Consider the following 14,138-nt stretch of genomic DNA (forward strand, 5'->3'; position numbering starts at 1 on the left):
CCACCGCCTGCCCTCACCCCCGGCCCCTCTCCCGCGCGCGGGAGAGGGGAGCACACCTGCGGGACTCGTGCGCCTCAGCCTCAGCGCAGATCCGCCGGCGTATCGATATCCCGGAACGCGCCCTCGTCCTCGGTCAGGATCCGCGTCACCGGCTTGTCCTTCAGCAGCGCACGCGCGCCTTCGTCGCCGTCCAGCGCCAGCAGGGCGTCGCGCCAGGCTGCGCCAAAGCCCACCGGATGGCCGCGTTGTCCGTTGCGCCACGGCGCGGCGATGGTGTCGGGGGTGGTGATGGTCAGCGCCACCGCGCGGATCAGCTCCATCGGCAGCCACGGCATGTCGGCCAGCGCCACCACCCAGCCGCGCGCTTCCGGCGTTGCCGCCACGGCGGCGCGCAGCGCCGCGCCCATGCCGGCTTCGGCCTCGGGCGCTTCAAGCACGCGGCAGCCGCCGCGGCGCAGTTCTTGCGCCAGCGCCGGGTTGCCGGGGCGGATCACGGCGATCGATTCCGGCAGCGCCGCGGCCAGCGTGCGGGCGCTGCGCCAGGCCACGGAGCGCCCCCCGGGCAGCAGCTCGAGCAGCTTGTTGCGCTGGCCGGCGGCATCGAAGCGGCGGCCGAAGCCCGCCGCCAGCAGGATGCCGGTGGGCAGGTCGGTGCGGAGCAGGGGTGCGTTGGGGGCGGCGGTCATGGCGGCACTCGCGGGGTCGTCAGGCAGGATCGGGCGCCACGTCGCAGCTGCTGCCGGTGCTGGCAGCCATTTCGCGCGCGGCCTTGGCGCCTTCCACCTGCAGGATGTCGGGCAGCGACACGTGGTTCTTGGCCGCGATCACCTCGGCCAGGATCGAGATCGCGATCTCCGGCGGCGTGCGGCTGCCGATATAGATGCCGACCGGGCCGTGCAGCCGTGCCAGCTGCAGCTCGGTCAGGTCGAATTCCTTGAGCCGTTCACGGCGCGCCTGGTTGTTGCGGCGCGAGCCCAGCGCGCCGACATAGAAGGCGCGGGTGCGCAGCGCCTCCATCAGCGCCAGGTCGTCCAGCTTGGGGTCGTGCGTCAGCGCGATCACCGCGCAGCGCTCGTCCAGCTTCATGTCGGTGACGGTGTCGTCCGGCATGGTGCGCACCATGGTGACGCCGGGGATGTCCCAGGTCTCGGTGTACTCCTCGCGCGGGTCGCACACGGTGACCTGGAAGCCCAGGCCGACAGCGATCTGGCACAGGTACTTGGACAGCTGCCCGGCGCCGATCACCAGCATGCGGTAGCGCGGGCCGTGGATGGTCAGCAGGGTCTTGCCGTCGAACGCCAGCCCGTCGGTGGCATTGGCCGGCCCCAGCGTGGCCATGCCCGTGGCCATGTCCAGCGTGCGCGCGACCAGGCGCCCGTTTTCCACGGCGTCGAGCAGTTCGGCAATGCCGCTGGCCGGCTTGAGCGGCTCCGCAACCAGCTCGATGGTGCCGCCGCAGGGCAGGCCAAAGCGGTGCGCCTCCTCGGCGCTGATGCCGTACTTGATCGCTTCGGGCCGGTCCGAGGTGATGCCTTGCCGGCGCACGCGGTCGATGATGTCGTCCTCGATGCAGCCGCCCGAGACCGAGCCCACCACCAGGCCGTCGTCGCGCACCGCCAGCATCGCGCCCTCGGGCCGGGGCGACGAGCCCCAGGTCCGCACTACCGTCACCAGCAGCACGCGATGGCCTTGCTGCTGCCACTGCACGCTGTTCTTCAGGACTTCGAGATCCACGCTGTCCATGATCGTTTCCGCTTCGCTTGTTCTGTCGGTTCGTTATCGGAGTTATCGCCGGCGGCTGCGGCGGGGGCGCCCTCGGCCGCTGGCGTGCTGTCTGTGGCGTCAGGGGTGACGGCCTCGGTGAAGCGCGCAAAGAAGGTGTCAGCCATCTTGCGTGCCGCGGCGTCCACCAGCCGCGAGCCGATCTGGGCGATCTTGCCCCCCACCTGGGCGTTGACGGTATAGGTCAGGACAGTTTCATCGCCGTCTGGTTCCAGCCGGACCCTGGCACTGCCCTTGCCGAAGCCTGCCGCGCCACCCTGGCCGTCGAAACGGATGGTGTAGCTGTCGGGCGCCTGGATGTCTTCCAGCGCCATGCGGCCCTTGAAGCGCGCCTTGACCGGGCCCACCGCGGCCGTCATGGCCAGCAGGTAGGCGTGGTCGCCGTCGGGCTCGATACTCTCACATCCCGGGATGCATTGCTTGAGCAGCTCGGTGTCGTTGAGCGCTTCCCATGCCACCTGCTGCGGGACCGGCAGGCGCTGGCTCTGGTTCATTTCCATGGCGGGGCTTCCTTGTTGGGCGTGGCGGGAGTGGCGGATCTGGCAGCCCGGGCCGGCCCGCCGTGGTCGGACAGCAGCGTCTCGAGCGCCAGCAGGCTGTCCAGGTTATGGGCCGGCCGCAGCGCGTCGACGTGCGGCAGGATGGCCTGCACGCCACGCGCCTGCGGCGTGAAGCCGGGGTAGCGCAGCAGCGGGTTGAGCCAGACGATGCGGTGGGCAAAGCGGCGCAGCCGCGCCATCTCCTCGCCGAGTAGGTCGATCTGCTCGTGGTCGAGGCCGTCGGTGACCAGCAGCACGGTGGCGCGCCCGGACAGCGTGCGCCGCGCCCAGTGGCGGTTGAAGCTCGCCAGCGCGGCGCCGATGCGGGTGCCGCCGGCCCAGTCGCGCACCTGGCCGGTGATGACCGCGACGGCTTCGTCCGGGTCGCGTTCGCGCAGCGAGCGGGTGATATTGGTCAGCCGCGTGCCGAACAGGAATACTGCCAGCCGCTCGCGCGACTGCATCAGCGCGTGGCAGAAGTACAGCACCGCGCGCGAGTACTGGCTCATCGAGCCGGAGATGTCGAGCAGCAGCACCAGCGGCGGCTTGCGCTCGGCATGCTTGCGGAATTTCCAGCGCAGCCACTCGCCGTGCTGGCGCACCGCCAGGCGCGCACTCGCGCGCAGGTCGGCGTGGGTGCCGCAGGTGGCGGCGCGCAGCCGGCGCGTGCGCTGCAGCGCCAGATGGGTGCGGCGGGTGCGCACCAGGTGCTGCAGCGCGCGCCATTCCTGCGCGCTCAGGGTCTCGAAATCGCGCTGCGCCAGGCGTTCCTGGTCGGAGAAGGTCAGCGGCACGTGGATGCGTTCCGCCTCGGCCTGCGCCGGGCGTGATGGCATTTCCGGCTGGCGCGCGGCCAGCGCGTCGGCCAGCCGGTTGCTGCGCTTGGGCGGCGGCGCGCCCGCGTCGACGCGCGGCAGCAGCAGCGCGCGCAGCTTGCCTTCCCAGTCGGGATCGCGCCAGAACAGGTCGAAGGCCGCATCGAACAGCGGCCGCTGGTCGGGGCCGGACAGCACCAGCGCCGCCAGCGCGGCGCGCACCTCGTCGCGCTGGCCGACATCGACCAGCCGCAGCGCGGTGAGCGCATCGATCGCGTGCGCCGGCGACAGCGCAAAGCCGCCATCGCGCAGCAGCCGCATGAAGTGGGTGACGTTGCGCGCCAGCACCGGCAGTCCGGCCTGCGGACCGCCGCTGCGCGCGCCGGCGTGCAGCATCGGCACGGCTCAGCCTCCCGGCGTGGCGCCTGCCAGCAATTCCGCCACGGTGGGGCCGTCGACCCGCGCCAGGTCGTCCTGGTACTTGAGCAGCACGCCCAGCGTATCGCGAACGGATTGCGGATCGAGCTCGGTGGTGCCCAGCGCGGCCAGCGCGCGGCACCAGTCGATGGCCTCGGCGATGCCGGGCGCCTTGAACAGGTCGATGCCGCGCAGCCGGTGCACGAAATCAATCGCCTGCGCCTGCAGCGCGGCCGCGGCCTCGGGCGCCCGCGCCGCGACGATCTGCAGCTCGCGCTCGCGCTCCGGATAGCCGACCCACTGGTACAGGCAGCGGCGCTTGAGCGCGTCATGCACCTCGCGGGTGCGGTTGGAGGTGATCACGATCAGCGGCGGACGCTCGGCGCGGATCACGCCGATCTCCGGGATCGACACCTGGAATTCGGACAGCACTTCGAGCAGGAACGCTTCAAAGGGTTCGTCGGCGCGGTCGATCTCGTCGATCAGCAGCACGCGCGGCACGTCGGGCGCGGCGGGGTCGGGCAGCAGCGCCTCGAGCAGCGGGCGCTTGAGCAGGTAGTCGTCGTGGTACAGCGATTGCGCCTCGGGCCGCTCGCCCCGCGCCTCGGCCAGGCGCAGCGCCATGATCTGGCGCGGATAGTCCCATTCGTAGAGCGCGCTGGCGGCATCGAGCCCCTCATAGCACTGCAGCCGCAGCAGCCGCGTGCCGAGCACCCCGGCCATGGCCTGCGCCAAGGCGGTCTTGCCGACACCGGGCTCGCCCTCGAGGAACAACGGGCGCTGCATGCGCAGCGCGAGGTAGAGCACCGTGGCGGTTTCGCGGTCGGCGAAGTATTGCTGGCGGGCGAGCTGGGCGAGGGTGTCGTCGATGGAGGTGGGGAGCATGAAGCGATCGTGTGTGCTGACGCAACCCGTGCGCCGTCGGTTTGCTCCCCTCTCCCGCTTGCGGGAGAGGGGCGGGGGAGAGGGCAGGAGGTTCGCCCGCGACAACGCCTGATTCAAGCTCCGGCCCTCTCCCCCGCCCCCTCTCCCGCCTGGCGGGAGAGGGGAGACAACATGCGGCAGTGGAGAAGCACTAACCCTTCAGCGCCACCTCCACCGCCCTCGCCGCCAGCACCGGAATCAAATGCGCCCGGTACTCCGCCGACCCATGCAGGTCGCTGTTCAGCCGTCCCGCATCGACCTTCACCCCGCGTGCCGCCTGCGCGGTGAAGTTTGCCGACAGCGCCTGCTCCAGCGGCTGGCAACGGAACACGCTGTCCGCCGCGCCGGTGACCGCGACGCGCACCGCGTTGCCGGTGCGCGCCACCAGCACGCCGACCAGCGCGAAACGCGACGCCGGGTTGGCAAACTTGGCGTAGGCGGCCTGGTCCGGTATCGGGAAGCGTACCGCGGTGATCAGCTCGTCGGCTTCCAGCGCGGTCTCATAGAGGCCCTTGAAGAAGTCGTCGGCCGCGATGCTGCGGCGGTCGGTGACCACGGTCGCGCCCAGTCCCAGCACGCCGGCGGGGTAGTCCGCAGCGGGATCGTCATTGGCCAGCGCGCCGCCGATGGTGCCCATCGCGCGCACCTGGCGGTCGCCGATGCCGCCGGCCAGCGTCGCCAGCGCCGGGATGCGCTGGCGCACCTCGGCGTTGGCTTCGACGTCGGCATGGCGCGCGGCGGCGCCGATCACGATCTCCTTGCCTTCGACGCGGATCTCGGCCATGCCGGGGATACGCGCCACGTCGACCAGCGTCGATGGCGATGCCAGCCGCAGCTTCATCGCCGCCAGCAGGCTCTGGCCGCCGCCGAGGAACTTGGCGTCGGGTTCGGCCTTGAGTTTGGCCACCGCCGCCTTGGCATCCGCGGCGCGTTCAAAGTTGAATGCGTACATGTCGGTTTCCTTTGCGCTGCGGGGGCTCAGGGTTGGGGCTGCGCGGCCTGGATCGCCTGCCACACGCGGTGCGGCGTGGCGGGCATTTGCACGTCCTTCACGCCCAGCGGCGACAGCGCATCGACCAGCGCGTTGATGAATGCCGGCGGCGAGCCGATCGCGCCGGCCTCGCCGCAGCCCTTCACGCCCAGCGGGTTGTGCGTGCACGGCGTGCCGCTGGCGGTCTCGACGGTGAAGTCGGGCAGGTCGCCGGCGCGCGGCATGGCGTAGTCCATGTACGAGCCGGTCAGCAGCTGGCCGCTGTCGTTGTCGTAGACGCATTGCTCCAGCATGGCCTGGCCCAGCCCCTGGCCGATGCCGCCGTGCACCTGGCCCTCGACGATCATCGGGTTGATGATGTTGCCGAAGTCGTCGACCGCGGTGAACTTGACCACCTCCGACGCGCCGGTGTCGGGGTCGACCTCCACCTCGCACACATAGGCGCCGGACGGGTAGGTGAAGTTGGTCGGGTCGTAGAACGCGTTTTCGTTCAGGCCCGGCTCGAGCTTGTCGAGCGGGTAGTTGTGCGGCACGTAGGCGCTCAGCGCGACCTCGCCAAAGGTCTTGGTGCGGTCGGTGCCGGCCACGCGGAACACGCCGTTGCTGAACTCGATGTCGCTGTCCGACGCCTCCAGCAGGTGCGCGGCGATCTTCTTGGCCTTGGCCTCGATCTTGTCGAGCGCCTTGACGATGGCGGAGCCGCCCACCGCCAGCGAGCGCGAGCCGTAGGTGCCCATGCCGAACGGCACGCGCCCGGTGTCGCCGTGCACGATCTCGACCTGGTCGAGCTGCAGCCCGAGGCGGTCCGCCACCACTTGCGCGAAGGTGGTTTCGTGCCCCTGTCCATGGCTGTGCGAGCCGGTGAAGACCGTCACCGTGCCGGTCGGGTGCACGCGGATCTCGCCCACCTCGAACAGGCCCGCGCGCGCGCCGAGCGCGCCGGCGATGTTGGATGGCGCCAGCCCGCAGGCTTCGATGTAGCAGGAATAACCGAGGCCGCGCAGCTTGCCGCGCTGCTTCGCCTCGTCGCGCCGCGCCGGGAAGCCTTTGACCTCGGCCAACTCCTGCGCGCGCGCCAGGCAGGGCTCGTAGTCGCCGGTGTCGTACGTCAGACCCACCGGGGTCGCGTACGGGAACTGGCGGATAAAGTTCTTGCGACGCAGCTCGGCCGGATCGATGTTCAGCTCGCGCGCGGCGGTTTCGACCAGGCGTTCGACCACGAAGGTCGCTTCGGGCCGCCCTGCGCCACGGTAGGCATCGACCGGCGCGGTGTTGGTGAACACCGCCTTGACCTCCGCATAGATCGCCGGGGTGGCGTACTGGCCGGCCAGCAGCGTTGCATAGAGGATGGTCGGCACGCTGCTGGCGAAGGTCGACAGGTAGGCGCCCATGTTGGCGACGGTATGCACCCGCATCGCCAGGAACTTGCCGTCGGCGTCGAGCGCCAGCTCGGCGCGGGTCACGTGGTCGCGGCCATGCGCGTCGGTCAGGAAGGATTCGCTACGATCCGCGGTCCACTTGACCGGCCGCCCGACCTTCTTCGAGGCCCACGTCAGCGCCACGTCCTCCGGGTACAGGAAGATCTTGGAGCCGAAACCGCCGCCGACGTCGGGCGCGATGATGCGCAGCCGCGATTCGGGGAGCCCCAGCACGAACGCGCCCATCAGCAGGCGCTCGACATGCGGGTTCTGGCTGGCCACGTAGACGGTGTAGCTGTCGTCCTGGCGCGCATAGCTGGCGTTGACCGCGCGCGGCTCGATCGCGTTGGGAATCAGCCGGTTGTTGACGATCTCCAGCGTGGTCACGTGCGCGGCCGTGGCGAAGGCGGCGTCGGTGGCGGCCTTGTCGCCGTGGCCCCAGGTGTAGCAGGTGTTGGCCGGCACGTCGTCATGCACCAGCGTCGATGCCGATGCGGCATCGGCGGCGCCGACCACGGCCGGCAGCTCTTCGTAGTCGACGTCGATCTGCTCGGCGGCGTCGCGCGCCTGCTGCAGGGTCTCGGCGATCACCAAGGCCACCTGGTCGCCGACGTGGCGCACCTTGTCGTGGGCGATCACCGGGTGCGGCGGTTCCTTCATCGGCGTGCCGTCGATGCTGTGGATCAGCCAGCCGCAGGGCAGGCCGCCGACCTTGTCGGCGGCAAGCTCGGCGCCGGTCAGCACGGCGATCACGCCGGGCGCGGCCTCCGCCGCGCTCTTGTCGATGGCGCGGATGCGCGCGTGCGCGTGCGGCGAGCGCAGGAAGTACCCGTAGCTCTGCTGCGGCAGCACGATGTCGTCGGTGTACTGGCCGTTGCCGGTCAGGTAGCGGTAGTCTTCCTTGCGCTTGACGGAGGCGCCCACCAGGCGCTGGTTGTCGGGTGCGTTCATGGCGTCTCCCCTTATTCAGCGCTCGCGGCCGTGCCCTGCATGGCCGCCTGGCCCTGCTGCACGGCACGCACGATGTTGTGGTAGCCGGTGCAGCGGCACAGGTTGCCTTCCAGGTGCTTGCGGATGGTGGCGGCGTCGGCGTCGGGATGTTCCTGGACCAGTGCGGTCGCGCTCATCACCATGCCCGGCGTGCAGAAGCCGCATTGCAGCCCGTGGCATTCGCGGAAAGCTTCCTGCATCGGGTGCAGGCCGTTGCCAGCCTTGTCGCGGGCGAGTCCTTCGATGGTGGTCACGGTGGCGCCGTCCGCCTGCAGCGCCAGCAGGTTGCACGACTTGACCGCGCGGCCGTCCAGGTGGACCGTGCAGGCGCCGCACTGCGCGGTGTCGCAGCCGACGTGGGTGCCGGTCAGGCGCAGCTGTTCGCGCAGGAACTGGACCAGGAGGGTGTTGGGTTCTACCTGCGCGTCAACGGGCTTGCCATTGACCGTCAGGCGGATCGGAATCGCCATGCTTGTCTCCATGTGGGGTGGACGCGCATGACCAATACCCAGATCCCCAAAGCAAAGCGCGGGACTGGCCACGACGCGGTACTGCCGCTTAAGACGGCTATAGGACGGCTAATTCGTGATATTGGTGCTGCCGCTGCAACTGCGGTTGGTGCGCCAGCGAACCTTGCGGCCGGCGCATCGGCACGGCCGGCGAACGTTTGGCCGCGACAGGCTCTAACAGTTAATCACAAATCCCGCACAGGTGCCATGTGGTTTGCCCGCGCCCCGTTTGGGGCACGGCCCGCTAGAATGAGCCGCGCCACCGGCCCTGTCCCCTTACATGGAAGCCTTCTTCGACTGGCTGTTCGAAACCATTGCCTTGCCCAAGGTAGGCCTGCCCGCGATTTTCGTGGTCAGCTTGGTGTCGGCCACCTTGCTGCCGCTCGGCTCCGAGCCCGCCGTGTTCGGCTACGTCAAGCTCAATCCGCAGATGTTCTGGCCGGCGATCCTGGTGGCCACCGCCGGCAACACGGTTGGCGGCGCGATCGACTGGTGGCTGGGCTACGCGGCCAAGCTGGCACTGGTGCGCTACCACAAGCGGCGCCGCGCGCGCGAGCACGAGGCCGAGCACCTGGAGCACCGCGCCCACGCGCGCAAGCCTCCCAAGCCCAAGCTCGATGCGCGCTACTTCCGCTGGATGCGCCGGCTGGGCCCGCCCACGCTGCTGATGTCGTGGCTACCCGGTGTCGGTGATCCATTGTGCACTCTGGCGGGCTGGCTGCGGCTGTCGTTCTGGCCCAGCCTGGCCTGGATGGCAGTCGGCAAGTTCCTGCGCTACCTGGTCATGACCGCCGGGCTGATGTGGATTCCGGACACTTTCTGGCAGAACATTGCGCACACCGTGAAGGCCTGGTTCTGATTCCGGGCGGCTTCGGGACCGTCTTGCGGGGCGCATCGGGCGCCCGGACAGTCGCTAATCCCTTGTTCCGACAAGGATTCCGTCATGTTGCGGTGCGGCGAAAGCAGGGCTTGCAGTACAATCGCCCTTTACTGAACGATTCGCGCACTGTCCCCGTGCGCAGCAGGAAGCGGTCCCCCCAATGAACGCCCCACTCGTGCTCGACGCCAAGCTCGCCGCGCAGGACGCCCCGCCGCGCCTGCGTGAAATCCCCTATAACTACACGTCCTTCTCGGACCGCGAGATTGTCATCCGCCTGCTGGGTGAGGAAGCCTGGCGCATCCTGGACGAGCTGCGCAGCGAGCGTCGCACCGGCCGCTCGGCCCGCATGCTGTACGAGGTGCTGGGCGATATCTGGGTGGTGCGCCGCAATCCCTACCTGCAGGACGACCTGCTGGAAAATCCCAAGCGCCGCCAGATGCTGGTCAGCGCGCTGCACCACCGCCTGAACGAGATCGAGAAGCGCCGCGCCGCCGACCGTGCCGAGCACGCCGAGCCCGCCGCCGAGGACCGCTCGCACCGCGTGGAGCAGCTGGTCGCCTTCGCCAAGCAGGCGATCGAGGACTTCAAGAACGAATTCGCCGCCGCCTACGACCTGCGCAAGCGCGCGCAGCGCGTGCTGGGCAAGGTCACGCAGAAGGACAACATCAAGTTCGACGGGCTGTCGCGCGTGTCGCACGTGACCGACGCCACCGACTGGCGCGTGGAATACCCGTTCGTGGTGCTGACGCCCGACACCGAGGAAGAGATCGCCGGCCTGGTCAAGGGCTGCTTCGAGCTGGGCCTGACCATCATCCCGCGCGGGGGCGGCACCGGCTACACCGGCGGCGCCGTGCCGCTGACGCCGATGAGCGCGGTGATCAATACCGAGAAGCTGGAGCAGCTCGGTCCGGTCGAGCAGACCGACCTGCCGGGCGTGTCGCACAAGGTCGCGACCATCTTCTCCGGCGCCGGCGTGGTGACGCGCCGCGTGGCCGATGCCGCCGACAAGGCGGGCCTGGTGTTCGCGGTCGACCCGACCTCGATCGACGCCTCGTGCATCGGCGGCAACGTTGCCATGAACGCCGGCGGCAAGAAGGCCGTGCTGTGGGGCACCGCGCTCGACAACCTGGCCTGGTGGCGCATGGTGGATCCGGAAGGCAACTGGCTGGAAATCACGCGGCTGGACCACAACCTGGGCAAGATCCACGACGTGCCGGTGGCCACCTTCGAGCTGAAGTGGTCGGACGGCAACCGCGCCCCGGGCGAGAAGGTGCTGCGCACCGAGACCCTGGCGATCGAGGGCCGCAAGTTCCGCAAGGAAGGCCTGGGCAAGGACGTCACCGACAAGTTCCTGGCGGGCCTGCCCGGCGTGCAGAAGGAAGGCTGCGACGGCATCATCACCAGTGCGCGCTGGATCCTGCACCGCATGCCCAAGCACATCCGCACCGTGTGCCTGGAGTTCTTCGGCCAGGCGCGCGACGCCATCCCCAGCATCGTCGAGATCAAGGACTTCCTCGACGCCGAGACCAAAAAGCCCGGCGGCGCCATCCTGGCCGGCCTGGAGCACCTGGACGAGCGCTACCTGCGCGCGGTCGGCTACGCCACCAAGAGCAAGCGCAATGCCTTCCCGAAGATGGTGCTGATCGGCGATATCGTCGGCGACGATGAAGACGCCGTGGCGCGCGCCACCTCGGAAGTGATCCGCATGGCCAACGGCAAGAGCGGCGAAGGCTTTATCGCCGTCAGTCCCGAGGCCCGCAAGAAATTCTGGCTCGACCGCTCGCGCACCGCCGCGATCGCGAAGCACACCAACGCCTTCAAGATCAACGAAGACGTGGTGATCCCGCTGAACCGCATGGGCGAGTACACCGACGGCATCGAGCGCATTAATATCGAGCTGTCGATCAAGAGCAAGCTGCAGCTGGTCGACACGCTCGAAGCGTTCTTCGCGCGCGGCAACCTGCCGCTGGGCCGCAGCGACGACGCCAACGAGATCCCCAGCGCCGAGCTGCTGGAAGACCGCGTGCAGCACGCGCTGACGCTGCTGCGCGAGATCCGCGCGCGCTGGCGCTACCTGCAAGGCCATCTCGATACGCCGCTGGCGCAGGCCAAGGCCTCGCTGATCGGGCACGGGCTGGGCCTGCTGGGGCAGGAGTTCGAGGCGCGGCTGCAGCAGCAGCCGGACGCGACCGTGTTCCACCTGCTGCAGGACCGCACCATCCGCGTCTCGTGGAAGACCGAGATCCGCGCCGAGCTGCGCAAGATCTTCAACGGCGGCGAGTTCAAGCCGATCCTCGACGAAGCCCAGAAGATCCACAAGCAGGTGCTGCGCGGCCGCGTCTTCGTCGCGCTACACATGCACGCCGGCGACGGCAACGTGCACACCAACATCCCGGTGAATTCCGACGACTACGACATGCTGCAGGACGCGCACCGCGCGGTGGCCCGCATCATGGACCTGGCGCGTTCGCTCGACGGCGTGATCTCGGGCGAGCACGGCATCGGCATCACCAAGCTGGAGTTCCTGACCGAGGAAGAGATCGGCGACTTCCGCGCCTACAAGCAGAAGGTCGACCCGCAGGGCCGCTTCAACAAGGGCAAGCTGCTGCCCGGCGCCGACCTGCGCAATGCCTACACGCCGTCGTTCGGGCTGATGGGGCACGAGTCGATCATCATGCAGCAGAGCGACATCGGCGCCATCGCCGAGAGCGTCAAGGACTGCCTGCGCTGCGGCAAGTGCAAGCCGGTGTGCGCCACCCACGTGCCGCGCGCCAACCTGCTGTACAGCCCGCGCAACAAGATCCTGGCGACCTCGCTGCTGGTCGAGGCCTTCCTGTACGAGGAGCAGACCCGCCGCGGCATCTCGGTCAAGCACTGGGACGAGTTCTCGGACGTGGCCGACCACTGCACCGTGTGCCACAAGTGCGTGACGCCGTGCCCGGTCAAGATCGACTTCGGCGACGTGTCGATGAACATGCGCAACCTGCTGCGCAAGATGGGGCAGAAGAAGTTCAACCCCGGCACCGCGGCGTCGATGTTCTTCCTCAATGCCACCAACCCCGAGACCATCAACCTGACCCGCAAGGTCATGATCGACTGGGGCTACAAGGCGCAGCGCCTGGGCAACGACGTACTGAAGAAGATCGCGAAGAAGCAGACCGCGCATCCGCCCGCGACCGTGGGCAAGCCGCCGGTGCGCGAGCAGGTGATCCACTTCATCAACAAGAAGATGCCGGGCAACCTGCCCAAGAAGACCGCGCGCGCGCTGCTCGACATCGAAGACAACGAGATCGTGCCGATCATCCGCGATCCCAAGGCGACCACGCCGGAAACGGAAGCGGTGTTCTACTTCCCGGGCTGCGGCTCGGAGCGGCTGTTCTCGCAGGTGGGGCTGGCAACGCAGGCGATGCTGTGGCACGTCGGCGTGCAGACCGTGCTGCCGCCGGGCTACCTCTGCTGCGGCTATCCGCAGCGCGGCAACGGCCAGTACGACAAGGCCGAGAAGATCGTCACCGACAACCGCGTGCTGTTCCACCGCGTGGCCAACACGCTGAACTACCTCGACATCAAGACCGTGGTGGTCAGCTGTGGCACCTGCTACGACCAGCTCGCCGGCTATGAATTCGACAAGATCTTCCCGGGCTGCCGCATCATCGACATCCACGAGTACCTGCTCGAGAAGGGCGTCAAGCTGGAAGGCGTGACCGGTACGCGCTACATGTACCACGACCCCTGCCACACGCCGATCAAGACGGTCGATCCGACCAAGCTGGTCAACGACCTGATGGGCGGCAACGCCGGCCTGGGCAAGATCGAGAAGAACGAGCGCTGCTGCGGCGAGTCCGGCACGCTGGCGGTGACGCGTCCTGACATTTCGACGCAGGTCCGCTTCCGCAAGGAAGAAGAGATGACCAAAGGCGCCGACAAGCTGCGCGCCGACGGCTTTACCGGCGACGTCAAGATCCTGACCAGCTGCCCGTCGTGCCTGCAGGGCCTGTCGCGCTACAAGGAAGACGCGTCGGTGCAGGCGGACTACATCGTGATCGAGATGGCCAAGCACCTGCTGGGCGAGAACTGGATGCCCGAGTATGTGGCCAAGGCCAATGCGGGCGGGATCGAGCGGGTGCTGGTGTAAGGCCTGGCGACGTTGACTTTCGCCACTGGTTTTCTCCCCTCTCCCGCGAGCGGGAGAGGGGCGGGGGAGAGGGCCGGCGCATCGCATGGCGACGGCGGTCACTTCGTGGATGTTCCGGCCCTCTTCCCCAACCCCTCTCCCGCAAGCGGGAGAGGGGAGCAAACACGCAGCACGAAAGGTAATGCGCCGCATGATCAAGAGCCCCAACTGCCCCCTCTGCGAGACCGACGGCGGCGAACTGGTCTGGATGGGCGACCGCGCCCGCCTGATCCTGGTCGAGCATGACCGCTTCCCCGGCTTCTGCCGCATCGTCTGGAACGACCACGTGGCCGAGTTGAGCGACCTCGACGAAGGCGACCAGGCCTGGCTGATGCGCCTGGTGGCGCGCGTCGAGCGGGTGGTGCGCGAGGTGATGGCGCCCGACAAGGTCAACCTGGCCGCGTTCGGCAACATGGTGCCGCACCTGCACTGGCACATCATCCCGCGCTACCGCTGGGACACGCATTTCCCCGAGGCGATCTGGGCTGCGCCGCAGCGCGCGGCGGACCCCGTGCGCGTGCAGGAACTGGCCAGCCGGCTGCCGGCGCTGCGTACGGCGCTTGCGCTGGTCGAGGCGGGCGACGCCTGAAGCCGGGCGCGGAACCCGCGCCGGCCGGCAACCGTCTGAATGCTGATGCCGCCGCGGCCGCGCCTGCGCCGCGGCACCAGAACAACAGGTCCGGCCAGCAAGCGCGCTGG

The 14,138-nt window shown here is 68.9% G+C and carries 11 protein-coding genes; 3 read left to right on the plus strand and 8 right to left on the minus strand.

Annotated elements, in window-relative coordinates; genetic code table 11:
- Positions 1-80 precede the first annotated feature (80 nt).
- From C7416_RS08865 to C7416_RS08900, 8 genes are all read right to left on the minus strand, one after another.
- Entirely contained in the window at positions 81-686 is a 606-nt protein-coding gene (locus tag C7416_RS08865; protein ID WP_111518299.1) for a nucleotidyltransferase family protein, read from the minus strand.
- Positions 687-705: 19 nt separating this feature from the next.
- Entirely contained in the window at positions 706-1,743 is a 1,038-nt protein-coding gene (locus tag C7416_RS08870; RefSeq protein ID WP_111518301.1) for an XdhC family protein, read from the minus strand.
- Positions 1,716-2,282 carry an SRPBCC family protein gene (locus C7416_RS08875; RefSeq protein WP_018008751.1) on the minus strand — a complete coding sequence of 189 codons (567 nt, stop codon included), beginning with the start codon at positions 2,280-2,282 and terminating at the stop codon, positions 1,716-1,718. Before C7416_RS08875 ends, C7416_RS08870 begins: the two co-directional genes overlap by 28 nt.
- The gene (locus C7416_RS08880; protein WP_111518303.1) at positions 2,273-3,532 is read right to left on the minus strand and encodes a vWA domain-containing protein; all 1,260 of its coding nucleotides are present in this window, start codon (positions 3,530-3,532) and stop codon (positions 2,273-2,275) included. The genes C7416_RS08875 and C7416_RS08880 overlap by 10 nt, the downstream gene beginning before the upstream one ends.
- A 9-nt stretch (positions 3,533-3,541) precedes the next feature.
- Positions 3,542-4,438: an AAA family ATPase gene (locus C7416_RS08885; protein ID WP_111518305.1), complete on the minus strand. Its 897-nt coding sequence runs from the start codon at positions 4,436-4,438 to the stop codon at positions 3,542-3,544.
- Between the two features lie 190 nt (positions 4,439-4,628).
- A complete protein-coding gene (locus C7416_RS08890; RefSeq protein ID WP_111518307.1) occupies positions 4,629-5,429 on the minus strand; it encodes an FAD binding domain-containing protein in 801 nt (266 codons plus the stop codon).
- 26 nt (positions 5,430-5,455) lie between these two features.
- Positions 5,456-7,837 (minus strand): xanthine dehydrogenase family protein molybdopterin-binding subunit, encoded by a 2,382-nt coding sequence (locus tag C7416_RS08895; RefSeq protein WP_111518309.1) that lies wholly within the window; start codon positions 7,835-7,837, stop codon positions 5,456-5,458.
- 11 nt (positions 7,838-7,848) lie between these two features.
- Positions 7,849-8,346, minus strand: coding sequence for a (2Fe-2S)-binding protein (locus C7416_RS08900; RefSeq protein WP_111518311.1), 498 nt, complete (start codon positions 8,344-8,346; stop codon positions 7,849-7,851).
- Between the two features lie 319 nt (positions 8,347-8,665).
- Here C7416_RS08900 and C7416_RS08905 point away from each other — a divergent pair, with 319 nt between their 5' ends.
- The 3 genes from C7416_RS08905 to C7416_RS08915 all read left to right on the plus strand — a co-directional run bounded on the left by C7416_RS08905 (position 8,666) and on the right by C7416_RS08915 (position 14,028).
- Positions 8,666-9,244: a YqaA family protein gene (locus C7416_RS08905; protein WP_111518313.1), complete on the plus strand. Its 579-nt coding sequence runs from the start codon at positions 8,666-8,668 to the stop codon at positions 9,242-9,244.
- 181 nt (positions 9,245-9,425) lie between these two features.
- Positions 9,426-13,400 (plus strand): DUF3683 domain-containing protein, encoded by a 3,975-nt coding sequence (locus C7416_RS08910; RefSeq protein WP_111518315.1) that lies wholly within the window; start codon positions 9,426-9,428, stop codon positions 13,398-13,400.
- A gap of 190 nt (positions 13,401-13,590) precedes the next feature.
- Complete coding sequence (locus C7416_RS08915; RefSeq protein ID WP_062796744.1) at positions 13,591-14,028, plus strand: HIT family protein; 438 nt, start codon at positions 13,591-13,593, stop codon at positions 14,026-14,028.
- Positions 14,029-14,138 lie beyond the last annotated feature (110 nt).

This window comes from Cupriavidus phytorum (assembly GCF_003254285.1).
GTDB classification, from domain to species: Bacteria; Pseudomonadota; Gammaproteobacteria; order Burkholderiales; family Burkholderiaceae; genus Cupriavidus; species Cupriavidus phytorum.

Excerpts from the sequence above, each read along its gene's own strand:
- C7416_RS08865 (WP_111518299.1), bottom strand. The coding sequence starts at position 686 with ATGACCGCCGCCCCCAACGCACCCCTGCTCCGCACCGACCTGCCCACC.
- C7416_RS08870 (WP_111518301.1), bottom strand. The coding sequence starts at position 1,743 with ATGGACAGCGTGGATCTCGAAGTCCTGAAGAACAGCGTGCAGTGGCAG.
- C7416_RS08875 (WP_018008751.1), bottom strand. The coding sequence starts at position 2,282 with ATGGAAATGAACCAGAGCCAGCGCCTGCCGGTCCCGCAGCAGGTGGCA.
- C7416_RS08880 (WP_111518303.1), bottom strand. The coding sequence starts at position 3,532 with ATGCTGCACGCCGGCGCGCGCAGCGGCGGTCCGCAGGCCGGACTGCCG.
- C7416_RS08885 (WP_111518305.1), bottom strand. The coding sequence starts at position 4,438 with ATGCTCCCCACCTCCATCGACGACACCCTCGCCCAGCTCGCCCGCCAG.
- C7416_RS08890 (WP_111518307.1), bottom strand. The coding sequence starts at position 5,429 with ATGTACGCATTCAACTTTGAACGCGCCGCGGATGCCAAGGCGGCGGTG.
- C7416_RS08895 (WP_111518309.1), bottom strand. The coding sequence starts at position 7,837 with ATGAACGCACCCGACAACCAGCGCCTGGTGGGCGCCTCCGTCAAGCGC.
- C7416_RS08900 (WP_111518311.1), bottom strand. The coding sequence starts at position 8,346 with ATGGCGATTCCGATCCGCCTGACGGTCAATGGCAAGCCCGTTGACGCG.
- C7416_RS08905 (WP_111518313.1), top strand. The coding sequence starts at position 8,666 with ATGGAAGCCTTCTTCGACTGGCTGTTCGAAACCATTGCCTTGCCCAAG.
- C7416_RS08910 (WP_111518315.1), top strand. The coding sequence starts at position 9,426 with ATGAACGCCCCACTCGTGCTCGACGCCAAGCTCGCCGCGCAGGACGCC.
- C7416_RS08915 (WP_062796744.1), top strand. The coding sequence starts at position 13,591 with ATGATCAAGAGCCCCAACTGCCCCCTCTGCGAGACCGACGGCGGCGAA.